Here is an 11,734-nt window from a genome sequence, read left to right as displayed (position 1 = left end):
CGCCCGTTCGCCTCGCCCCCTAGACGAGCGAGTCGCGCCAGGCCGCATGCAGCGCCGCGAACCGGCCCTCCCCGCCGATGAGGTCGGCGGGTGCGCCGTCCTCGACGATGCGGCCGTGCTCCATGACGAGCACGCGGTCGGCGATCGCGACCGTCGAGAGGCGGTGCGCGATGATGACCGCCGTGCGGTCGGCGAGCAGCGACTGCAGGCCCTCCTGCACGAGGCGCTCGCTCGGGATGTCGAGCGAGGAGGTCGCCTCGTCGAGGATCAGCACGGCCGGGTTCGCGAGGAACGCGCGCGCGAACGAGATCAGCTGCCGCTGACCCGCGCTCACGCGTCCGCCCCGCTTGTTCACGTCGGTGTCGTAGCCGTTCGGCAGCGACTCGATGAACTCGTGCGCGCCCACCGCCTTCGCCGCAGCCACGATCTCGTCGAACGACGCGTCGGGCCGCCCGAGGGCGATGTTGTCGGCGACCGAACCCGAGAACAGGTACGCCTCCTGCGTGACCATGACGATCGCGCGGCGCAGGTCCTTCGGGTGCAGCCGCCGCAGGTCGACGCCGTCGAGTTCCACGACCCCGTCGCTCGGGTCGTAGAACCGCGCGATGAGCTTCGCGAGCGTCGACTTCCCGGCGCCGGTCGACCCCACGAGCGCGACGGTCTGCCCGGCCGGGACCTCGAGGTCGAACCGGGGCAGCACGACGCGGTCGGCCGTGTACGCGAACTCGACGCGCTCGAACCGCACGGCGCCGTCGGCCGTCCAGAGGTCGACCGGGTGCGTCGGGTCGGGCACGCTGGGCTGCTCCTCCAGCACGCCCGAGATCTTCTCGAGGGCGGAGGCTGCCGACTGGTAGGAGTTGTAGAACATCGCCAGCTCCTCCATCGGGTCGAAGAAGCGCTTGGTGTACAGCACCGCCGCGAGCAGCACGCCGACCTCGAGGGCCCCGTCGACGACGCGGAAGCCGCCGATGAGCAGCACGGCCGCGACCGCGATGTTGCCGATGAGCGCGAGCGACGGGTTGTAGATCGCGAACAGGCCGAGCACGCGCGCGTTCACGTCGCGGTAGTCCTCGACGAGGTCGCCGAACTCGCGCTCGTTGCGTCGCTCCTTCCGGAACGCCTGCACGGCGCGGATGCCCGTCATCGTCTCGACGAACTGGACGATGAGCTTCGCGCTCGCGACCCGCGAGCGGCGGAACAGCTTCTGCGAGCGCAGCTGGAACCACCGCGTGAGCAGCGCGAGCGGCAGGAGCGTGGCGACGAGCACGAGGCCCGATACCCAGTCCAGCCACACGAGCGCGATCGCGGTGAACACCATGTAGAGCACGCCGCGCACGAGCTGGTTGATGCCCTCGTCGAGCAGCTCCCGGATCGCGTCGAGGTCGCTCGTCTGCCGCGAGATGATGCGACCCGACGTGTACGACTCGTGGAACTCGAGCGAGAGCTTCTGCGTGTGCAGGAACACGCGCGTGCGCAGGTCGATGAGCACGGCCTGGCTGACGCGCGCCGACAGGCGGATGTACCACGCGATGAGGAACGCGCCGACGGCGCCCGTCACGAGGTACGCCACGCCGGCCAGGCCCACCGGCATCCAGTCCTGCTGCATGAGCGCGGGCAGGCCCTGGTCGATGCCGTACGCGATGATCGCCGGGCCGGCGACCTGCGCCGCGGTCGAGACCACGATGATCGCCATCGTGGCCCACAGCTGCGCACGCAGCGGGTGCAGCAGCGACCCGAGCAGCCGCAGGCTGCGCGCCCGGATCTGGCGCGACTCGGCCTTCGTGTACTCGTGGCGCTCCTCGCCCTGCACGCCGGTCACGGTGCTCATCAGATCGCCTCCTCTCGTACGGTCTCTTCGGGTGGTCGGGTCCCGGCCGACGCGGCCGTCTCCGACAGCTCCTCGTCCTCGATCAGGTCGGATGCCTCCGCCTTGGCGCGACGCTCCTCGTCCTCGAGGCTCGAGATGACGAAGCGGTAGTGCTCGGACTCGCGCAGGAGCTCCGAGTGCGTGCCGACCGCGGTGATGCGGCCCTCCTCGAGGAGCGCCACCCGATCGGCGAGCATGACCGTCGACGGACGGTGCGCGACGATGAGCGCGGTCGTATCGGCGAGCACGGTGCGCAGCTCCGCCTCCACCTTCGCCTCGGTCGTGACGTCGAGCGCCGACAACGGGTCGTCGAGCACGAGCACCGACGGCCGCGCCGCCACCGCGCGTGCGAGCGCGAGACGCTGCCGCTGGCCGCCCGAGAGGCTCATGCCCTCCTCGCCGACCTTCGTCTCCACGCCGTCGGGCAGGTCGTACGCGAAGCCGGCCTGCGCGATGCGCAGCGCCTCGTCGAGCACACGCTGGGCCTCGGCGCGGGTGGCCGGGTCCTCGCTCGCGAGCTCGGGGCGGCCGAGCAGCACGTTCTCGCGCACCGACGCCGAGAACAGGGTCGCGTCCTCGAACGCCATCGCGATGTGCCGGCGCAGCTCCTCGCGCGTGAGCGCGCGCACGTCGACGCCGTCGAGCGTCACGGAACCCGACGTGACGTCGTAGAGCCGCGTCGTGAGCGCCGTCATGGTGGTCTTGCCGCTGCCCGTGAGTCCGACGAGCGCCATGGTCTCGCCCGGCTGCAGCACGAGGTCCACCCCGTCGAGCAGGTCGCCGAAGCGCTCGGGGGAGTCCTGGTAGCGGAAGTGCACGTCGTCGAACGCGAGCTCGCCGCGCGGGCGCTCGACCGACGCCGCACGCTCCGGGTCGGTCACGTCGTTTCGGCTGTCCATGATGTCGAAGAACCGGTCGGTCGCCGTGCGCGCGTCCAGCGAGAACGCGAGCAGGAACCCGATCGACTCGATCGGCCACGCGAGCACCGCCGCCGTCGCGAAGAACGCGACGAGCTGGCCCATCGAGAGCTGCCCCTGCGATGCGAGCCACACCCCGAGCACGAGGCAGATCGCGAGCGCGACCGTCGGCACGATGAGGATCCACACCCAGATGTTCGCGTCGAGGCGCGCCTTCTCCATCTCGGTCGAGCGCAGCTGCTCGGCCTGCGCGCGGAACGAGCTGAGCGCGTGCTTGCCGCGCCCGAACGCCTTCAGCACGCGGATGCCGTGCACCGACTCCTCGACCGCCGTGGCGAGGTCGCCCGACTGGTCCTGGCTGCGCCGCGACACCTCGGAGTAGCGGCCCTCGAAGCGGTAGCCGACGATCCACAGCGGGACCGAGCAGGCGAGGAAGACGAGCCCGAGCACCCAGTTCATCGAGATGAGCACGACCGCGCCCACGATGAGCACGAGCAGGTTGCCGACCAGCAGCACGAGCCCGAAGGCGAGCCAGCGGCGGATGAGCCCGAGGTCGCTCACGGCGCGCGAGAGCAGCTGCCCGCTCGGCCAGCGGTCGTGGAAGCTCACGGGCAGGTCCTGGAGCTTGGCGTAGAGCGCGTTGCGCATGCGCGCCTCGACCCGGGTGGTCGGCGTGAGCACGAGCCACCGGCGCAGCGCGAACATCGCCGCCTCGCCGACGCCGAGGGCGAGCACGAGCAGCGACAGCGGCACCACGGCCGCGCGGTCGCCGTCGGCCAGCGGGCCGTCGACGATCGACTCGAGCACCTGCGGGATGGCGAGCGCGATGAGCTGCGCGACGAGGTAGGCCGCCATGCTGGCGACGATCGCGACCATCGCGGGGCCGATGTACGTGCGCAGCCGGTACAGCGCACGCACGGTGCCGACGCGTGCGACGGAGGGGTCCTGGTGGAGCGGGGTGGCTGACAAGCCGGTTCCTTCCGGAAGGCGCAGCTGGGCGTCCTCGTGGGACGCCGAGCGGCGTGCTGGATCGAGCGACGCGCGAGTGGCGCGTCAGGGCGCGGGCCGATGCCGCGGATCGTGCAGGCTGCGCCTGCGGGGCTGGGAGCGGAGCTACCCGGAGATGCCCTCGTGCACGAGGAACGCCGGACGGGCAGCGCCGCCGACCGCGACCGTGCGGGCGTAGCTGTCTGTCGTCATGGTGTCCTCCTGCGTCGTCGTCGTCGAACCTCGTGGCCGGCGATTTCTCGCCCAGGCCAGCCCTACAGCCTATGGGGATTCGACGGTCGCATGCAAGACCGATCTGCGGGGTACGCTGTGCGAATTCGTCGACGCGCGCGGCGGTGCCCTACACCACGCCCTCGCGCGACCGGACCGACGTCTCGAGGAGACCCCGTGGGAGCACTGCGCATCGCGTTCGCGCGCGCTGCCGCGCGTGCGGGCGTGCTCGGATCGGTCGCGGCCGTCGTGCTCCTCCTCGCCGGCCTCGGCACGGGCGTCGCGGACGCGCTCGCGGGCGCGTCGACCTCGGGCCTGCGTGCGGAGCTCGCGTCGACCACGGGAATCGACGCCGCCGCGCGTTGGCAGATCCGCCTCGCACGCGACGCCGACGCGCAGGCGGATGCCGCGGCATCCGTGCTCGACCGCATGATCGTGCCGCACGGCGCCGCCTGGACCCGCACCGTCGAGACCGCGCCCGTCGACGCCGTCGCCGACGACGGCACCGCGTTCGGCGCCGTGCTGCTCGCCGACGCGGGCGTGCCCGACCGGGCCGAGCTCGAGAGCGGATCGTGGCCCGACGCCGACGACGCCATGTCGGCCGCGGCCGAGGCCGACGCGCTGCCCACGGCGGTGCGCGCCGCCGCAGCCGCCGCGCTCGACCTCGCCGAGGGCGACGTGATCGAGCTGGAGGACGGCGACGGCCCGCGGCGGCTGCTCGTCGTCGGCACCTGGTCGCCCGTCGATCCCGCCGAGCCCGCCTGGTTCGGCGAGCCGATCGTCGCCACCGGCGCCGTCGAGGAGGGCGGCGGCCCGTTCCTCGTCGGCGACGACGCCATGGACGACCTCCCGGCCGCCACGATCGTGCGCTGGACGGCGACCGTCGACGCCGACGCGCTGACGCCCGACGCCGCCACGGCGCTGCGCTCGGCCCTCCCGAACGTGGAGCCGGCGCTCCGGGCGGACGAGGCGGTCGGCACCGACGGACTCGCCGCGCTCGGCGGCCTGGGCGCGACCCTCGACCGCCTGCTTGCCGGGCTCGGCGCGGTGCGCGCGATCGCCCCGCTCCCCCTGCTCCTGCTCGCCTTCGCCGGATTCGCCGCGCTCGACCGGCTCGCCGCGCTGCTCGCGTCATCGCGCCGCGGCGAGACGGTGCTGCTGCGCGCCCGCGGTGCCTCGGCGACCCGGCTCGCACGCGACACCGCGATCGAGGTCCTCGTGGTCGGCGTCCCGGCGGCGGTCGTCGGCGCGATCGCAGCCGAGGCGGTGCTCGCGGTGCTGCGCCCCGGGGAGGCCCGCGCCTGGCCGCTCGCGCTCGTCGCGGCATCCGTGGCGGTCGTCGGCGCCGTGCTGCTCGCGGCCGGGCGGGCCTGGCGGGACGCTGCACGGCCGGTCGTGCGCGGCTCGGGCGACGAGGTCGGGCGGATGCCGCGCCTCGCCGCCGCGGGCGGCGCCGTGCTGCTCGCGGTCGCCGCGGCGGTGGCGCTGTGGCAGTTCCGCCTCTACGGCTCGCCGCTCGTGCGGAGCGCGGCGGGGACCGTCGAGGTCGACCCGCTCGCCGTGCTCGCGCCCGTGCTCGTGCTCGTGGCCCTGTGCCTCGCCGCGCAGCTGCTCACGCGCCCGATCGGCCTGCTGCTCGAGCGCGTCGGCGCGCGACCGCCCGGCCTCGTCCCCGCGCTGCCGATGCGCCAGCTGGCCCGGCGCGCGGCGTCGTACTCGTCGGCGTCGCTCGTGGCGATGCTCGGCGTCGCCGGGATCACGCTCGCGGCGGTGTTCGCGGGGAGCTGGCAGGCGTTCGACCGGGCCGCCTCGGCCGTCGAGACCGGCGGCGACGTGCGCGTGGTCTTCGCCGGACGCGACATCGTGCGCGGCGACGACCCGCTCGCGCTCGTCGATCCGTTCGCCGACGTCGAGGGCGTCGCCGGCAGTGTGCCGGTGGCCCGCGGCGAGGCCCGGATCGGCTCGGAGCCCGCGACCATCCTCGCGCTGCCCGTTGCCGCGTGGTCGGCGGAGACCGGGCTCGACGACGACCGCGCCGCCGGCGATGCCGCCGAGCAGCTCGTCGCCTCGGGCGAGTCCGCCGCACCCGCACTTCCCGACGGCGCCGAGTCCGTGACCGCGCGCGTGGTCATCGACGCGCCCGCCGGCACGCCCGGCTCGGTGGCGGTGTCGGCCTGGGTCCTCGGCGCCGACGGCGACGCGAGCCGGCTGCCGGCCGGGGAGTTCGCGGTCGCCGACGGCGGCGGCACGGCCCAGGCGCAGCTGCCCGATGCACCGGGCCTGCGCCTGCTGGGTTTCGCCGCGTCGCTGTCGGGCGCGCAGGATGCCGACGACGTCGCCGTGGCGATCGACGAGGTGGCGGCCGTCGGCGGCGATGACGCCGGGGCCTCGGAGGACCTCGCGGTGGACGGCACGATCGAGCTCTCCTCGACCCGTCCGAGCGGGCGGATCCCGACCGCTGCCGGATCCGCCGACCCGCTCCCCGTCCTCCTCGGCGCCGCCCTCGCCGACGACATCCAGGCCGGGCCCGGCGATCCGCTCGCCTTCCGCCTGCTCACGGGCGGCGCCGACGTCGACGCCGTGGTGGCCGGCGTCGTCGACACCGTCCCCGGCGCGGGCGACGCCGCCATCCTCGCCGATCTCGGCGCGCTGTCCCGAGCCGCGTTCGACGCCGGCGCGGGCGTGCCGGCCTCCACCGAACGCTGGCTCGCGACCGCCGAGCCCGACCGTGTCGCCGCGACGATCGAGCGCGACCGCACGGCGGCCCTCACCACGCGCACGGCGACGGATGCCTCGTCGTCGCCGTTCATCGCGACCGCCCTCGCCGCGCTGTGGGTCGGGGCCGTCGGCGCGCTGCTGTTCGCCCTCGTGGCCGTCGTCGCGCTCGTCGCCGCCCTCGGCCGCGCCCGCTTCGGCGAGGTCGTGGTGCTGCGCGTGGTGGGCGTGCCCGCCCGCGTGCAGGCGCGCGCCCGCTTCGCGGAGCTCGCCGCTGCGGTGCTCGCGGCGAGCGCGGTGGGCGTCCTCGTCGGCGCCGCCACGGCCCTCGTGACCGCACGCGAGCTCGCCCGGGCGTCCGTCGCCGGCGCACCGGCCGCACTGCCCGTCCCGGCGCAGGTCGACTGGCTGCCATGGGCCGTCGCGCTCGTCGCGTTCCTCGGGCTCGCGGCCGCGATCGGCGCGGGCGCCGCGGCATCCGTGCGACGCGTGGCCGCCCAGCCGGGCCTGCGGGAGGAGGAGCGATGAGCGGGCACCGTTCGCACCTGTCGACGCCCGGCCTGCTGCGCCGGCAGTTCCTCGCCGGCCCCGGGGCCTCCATCGCGCTGGCGGTGCTCGTGCTCGTCGGGGCGTTCCTCGCCACCGCCGTGCCGCGGGCGGTCGCCGCGCTGCACGACGCGGCCCTCGCCGAGCACCTCGCGCAGTTCCCGGCGAACGAGCTCGACCTCACCACCGAGACGCGGGCGCACCCCGACGCCGGCCCGTCGACCGGGGGCACGTCGCTCGCCGACGACGTCGACGCGGTCTGGGGGCACCAGGAGGACCTCCTCCGCGGCATCCGCGACGGGTTGCCCGAGCCGCTGCACGGCATCACGGGCGAGCCGCTTACCGCGCTCACCATGGGGCCGGTCCGGGCGCGCGTGCCCGGCGCCTCGCCGAGCTCGCCCGAGTACCGGGTGATGCCCGGATTCGACCCGCGCCTGCGCGAGCACGTCGAGCTCATCTCGGGCGACTGGCCCACGCCCGTCCAGGGCGGTCTCGACGGCGTGACGCCCCTCGACGTCGTGATCATCGATGCCGTCGCCGACCGCATGGACTGGGAGCTCGGCGAGGTGCGGACGTTCGGCCAGGGCACCCTCGACCAGCCCATCCGGCTCGTGGGCACCGCCGCGCCCGTGGATGCCGACGCGGGCATCTGGACCCACGTGGCCAGCGCGCTGACGCCGTCGGTCGTCGACAACGGACTCGCCCCGCCGATCATCACGGGCGTCGTCTTCGTCGACCCGGGCTCGTGGCCCGCCCTCGCGGAGGTCAGCCTGCCGACGATCATGCAGGCGTGGATCCCCGTCGAGCCCGACCGGATCGTCGCCGGCGAGACGGCCGAATTGCGCGGACAGCTTGGCGAGTTCTCGAGCGCCGTGCACAACCTCGGCTCCGGCGACTTCAGCGGCTTCGTCGCGACGGTCGGCGACGTCGGCTTCCTGAGCGGGCTCGGCGAGGCGCTCGGCGAGGCCGCGTCCGCCGCGGCCGCGAGCGACGCCGTGCTCGCGACCATCGCGTCGGGTCCGATCGGCGTCATGATCGCCGTGCTCGTGCTCGGCGGCCGGGTGGTCTTCGAGCGACGTCGCACCGGGCTCGAGCTCGCCGCGGCGCGCGGCGCCGCGACCGGCCAGCTCCGCGGCATCCTCGGCCTCGAGGGGCTCATGATCGGCGTGCCTGCGGCCCTGGTCGGCGGCATCGCCGGCACCTTGGCCGTCGCCGCCGACGCCGGGCCGGGCGGATGGCTGCTCGTCGCCGCGTTCGCCGTGACCCCCGCCATCCTGCTCGTCGCGTCGGCCCCGGCCCTGAGCCCCCTGCGGCGCGCCCGTGCCGATCTCGGCGGCGCCCGCGGCGGCCGGTTCCGGTGGATCGTCGAGCTCGTCGTGGTGCTGCTGGCGGCGGCCGCCGTGGTGCTGCTCCTGCGGCGCGGACTCTCGACGTCCGCCGCCGAGACCGGCGTGGACCCGCTCCTCGCGGCGGTGCCGCTGCTGCTCGCGCTCGTCGCCTGCATCGTGGTGCTCCGCCTCTATCCGCTGCCGCTCGCTCGCCTGGTCCGCGCTACCGGCGCCCGGTCGGGCCTCGTGCCGTTCCTCGGCTCGGCGCGGGCGCTGCGCGACCCGAGCGCGGGCCTCGTGCCGGTGCTCGCGGTCGTCGTCGGCGTCTCGGTCGCCGTGTTCTCGGCCGTGCTGCTCGGCACGGTGCAGTCCGGCGTCGATCGGGCCGCCGACCGGCAGGTCGGGGCGGATGCCGCGGTGTCGGGCATGCCGCTGACGCTCGCCCAGCTCGACGAGTTCCGCGCCGTGCCCGGGGTGGAGGCGATCGCCCCGGTGTACTCGACACGCGGCGCGGACCTCTCACTCGACGGTCGACCGCGCTCGACGACCCTCATCGTCGTGGACGCCGCCGAGATGCGCGCCGTGCAGGCCGGCCGCGCCGACGCCACCCCGCTGCCCGAGGCCCTCGCCGACGCGACGGACGACGACGGCGTGCCGGTGCTCCTCTCGGGCATCGTCGACGAGCTCGTCGGGCAGGCCGACTCTGCCGAGCTCGACGGCCAGGCGTTCCGCGCGCTTGACGTGGTCGACGGCCGCACCGCGTACTCCCCGCGCGCCAACTGGGTGCTCATGGACCGCGCGAACGCCGAGCCGTTCACCGACACGCTCGTGCCGCGCACGGTGCTGGTGCGCTTCGAGCCCGGCGCCGACGCCCGAGCGGTCACCACCGCCCTCGCGTCGATCGCGGGCGACGGCACGACCGTGACCACGCCCGACGATCTCGCCGCGGAGCTGTCGAGCCGTCCCACCGCGCAGGGACTCGTGGTGGGACTCGTCGCCGCGATCGTGCTCGCGAGCCTGCTGACGGCCCTTGCGATCGTGCTCACACTCGTGGTGGGACGACCCGCCCGCGACCGGCTGCTGCCCCTGCTCGCGACGCTCGGCCTCGGGCGGCGCGGCGAACAGGCGCTCGTCGCCTGGGAGGTCGGGCCCGTGGCGGTCGTGGCGGTCGTCGTCGGCGCCGCGCTCGGCGTCGTGCTGCCCGTGGTCGTGCTGCAGGGCGTCGACCTGCGCGCGTTCACGGCCGGCGACGCGCAGCCGGCGATCGCCTACGACCCGTGGCTCATCACGGCGGTGCTCGCGGGTTCGGTGCTCGTATCGGTGGCGGCTGCATGGGCCGCCGCGCGCATCGGCAGCCGGGTCAACGCGGCTCGCGCGATGCGCAAGGAGGAGGAAGGATGATCGGCGTGGCCGAGACGACGGAACCGCACATCCTGTGCACCGACCTCGTGCGGATCTTCACCGCCGACGGGGTCGAGGTGCAGGCGCTGCAGGGCCTCAACCTCCGCGTCGACCCGGGTGAGATGGTGGCCGTCGTCGGCGCCTCGGGCTCGGGCAAGTCGACGCTGCTCACGATCCTGTCGGGGCTCGACACCGCCACGGCGGGTGTCGCACGAGTGGCGGGCCACGACCTGCTCACCATGGGTTCGCGCGAACGCGTGGTCTACCAACGGCGCACCGTCGGCTTCGTGTGGCAGCAGACCTCGCGGAACCTCCTGCCCTACCTCACGGCCGGCGAGAACATCGCCCTCGCGATGAACGTCGCACGCACGCGCCGCGGCTCGGAGCGGGCGCATCGGGTCGACGAACTGCTCGAGCTGACCGGCGTGGGCGAGGCGCGCGACCGTCGTCCGAGTGAGCTGTCGGGCGGGCAGCAGCAGCGCGTCGCCATCGCGGTCGCGCTCGCGAATGCGCCTCTCGTGCTGCTCGCCGACGAGCCGACCGGCGAGCTCGACGAGGCCACCTCGGCGTCGGTGCTCGAGGCGATGCGCGGCGTCAACGAGGAGCTCGGCGTGACGACGCTCATCGTGACCCACGACCCGACGGTGTCGGGCCACGTGCGGCGCACGGTGCAGATCCGCGACGGCCGCACGTCCACCGAGGTGCTCCGCTCGACGCGTGTCGACGAGCACGGCGCCGAGGAGCACGTCGCCGAGGAGTTCGCGGTGCTCGACCGGGTCGGTCGCCTGCAGCTCCCCCACGAGTTCGTGCAGAGCCTCGCGCTCCGCGATCGGGTGCGGCTCGCGCTCGAGCCGGATCACGTGGGCGTGTGGCCGGGCCACGAGGGTGCGGATGCCCCGCCGCGACGCGTGCCCTCCGCTGGCATGCCGCCCGCGGCATCCGTGCCCGACGCGGCACCGCCGCACCGCGGCCGCCATGCCGCCCCGGCATCCGACGACGCCCCAGACACCGCACCCGAGGAGGACCGATGACCACGCTGCGAGCCGAAGCGGTGAGCCGCGTCTTCGAGACGGCGGGCGAGGCAGTGCACGCCGTGCAGGACGTCTCGCTCGAGGTGCGCCCCGGCGAGCTCCTCGTCGTGACCGGCCCGTCGGGCGCGGGCAAGACCACGCTCCTCAACCTGCTCGGCGGCCTCGACCGGCCGACCGCGGGCCGCGTGTTCCTGGGCGACGACGAGCTGTCGGCGCTCGGCGAGGACGAGCTCGCCGCGGTGCGTCGCGACCGCCTGGGCTACGTCTTCCAGTCGTTCGGGCTCATCCCCGTGCTGTCGGCGGCGGAGAACGTCGAGGTACCGCTGCGGTTGCAGCGGATGGCGCCGGGAGAGCGCGACGCGCGCGTCGCCGAGTCGCTCGAGCTCGTCGGCCTCGGCGGGCACGCGGCACAGCGTCCCTACGAGCTCTCGGGCGGACAGCAGCAGCGCGTCGGCATCGCCCGCGCGCTGGCGGCTCGCCCGCAGCTGCTGCTCGCCGACGAGCCGACTGGCCAGCTCGACAGCGGCACGGCCGCGACCGTCATGGACCTCATCGGCGAGCTCGTGCACGCGCGCGGCGTGGCGGCGGTGGTGACCACCCACGACGCGGCGCTCGTGCGCCGTGCCGATCGCGTGCTCGAGTTGCACGATGGACGGACCAAGGCCCCGTCGATCGCCTGAGACGAACCCCGGGTTCTGACGTGCGGCGGTG

Annotated in this window: 6 protein-coding genes; 4 read left to right on the top strand and 2 right to left on the bottom strand. The window is 74.8% G+C overall.

Annotated elements, in window-relative coordinates:
* Window positions 1–19: 19 nt before the first annotated feature.
* Window positions 20–1,828, bottom strand: a complete 1,809-nt coding sequence (locus tag ACWEOH_RS13025) for an ABC transporter ATP-binding protein (protein WP_452031512.1) — start codon at window positions 1,826–1,828, stop codon at window positions 20–22.
* Window positions 1,828–3,753: an ABC transporter ATP-binding protein gene (locus tag ACWEOH_RS13020; RefSeq protein WP_452031510.1), complete on the bottom strand. Its 1,926-nt coding sequence runs from the start codon at window positions 3,751–3,753 to the stop codon at window positions 1,828–1,830. The genes ACWEOH_RS13025 and ACWEOH_RS13020 overlap by 1 nt, the downstream gene beginning before the upstream one ends.
* A gap of 426 nt (window positions 3,754–4,179) precedes the next feature.
* Here ACWEOH_RS13020 and ACWEOH_RS13015 point away from each other — a divergent pair, with 426 nt between their 5' ends.
* From ACWEOH_RS13015 to ACWEOH_RS13000, 4 genes are read left to right on the top strand one after another with little or no spacing between them, the layout of a single operon-like run.
* Window positions 4,180–7,245, top strand: a complete 3,066-nt coding sequence (locus ACWEOH_RS13015) for a hypothetical protein (protein WP_452031508.1) — start codon at window positions 4,180–4,182, stop codon at window positions 7,243–7,245.
* Window positions 7,242–9,992: an FtsX-like permease family protein gene (locus ACWEOH_RS13010; RefSeq protein WP_452031506.1), complete on the top strand. Its 2,751-nt coding sequence runs from the start codon at window positions 7,242–7,244 to the stop codon at window positions 9,990–9,992. Before ACWEOH_RS13015 ends, ACWEOH_RS13010 begins: the two co-directional genes overlap by 4 nt.
* The gene (locus ACWEOH_RS13005) at window positions 9,989–11,023 is read left to right on the top strand and encodes an ABC transporter ATP-binding protein (RefSeq protein WP_452031504.1); all 1,035 of its coding nucleotides are present in this window, start codon (window positions 9,989–9,991) and stop codon (window positions 11,021–11,023) included. Before ACWEOH_RS13010 ends, ACWEOH_RS13005 begins: the two co-directional genes overlap by 4 nt.
* Complete coding sequence (locus tag ACWEOH_RS13000) at window positions 11,020–11,703, top strand: ABC transporter ATP-binding protein (protein ID WP_452031502.1); 684 nt, start codon at window positions 11,020–11,022, stop codon at window positions 11,701–11,703. The genes ACWEOH_RS13005 and ACWEOH_RS13000 overlap by 4 nt, the downstream gene beginning before the upstream one ends.
* Window positions 11,704–11,734: the final 31 nt, after the last annotated feature.

This window comes from Agromyces sp. NPDC004153, from assembly GCF_053603635.1.
Note: the sequence above shows the minus strand (reverse complement) of the source record. Positions and strands in the feature narration are given on the sequence as shown.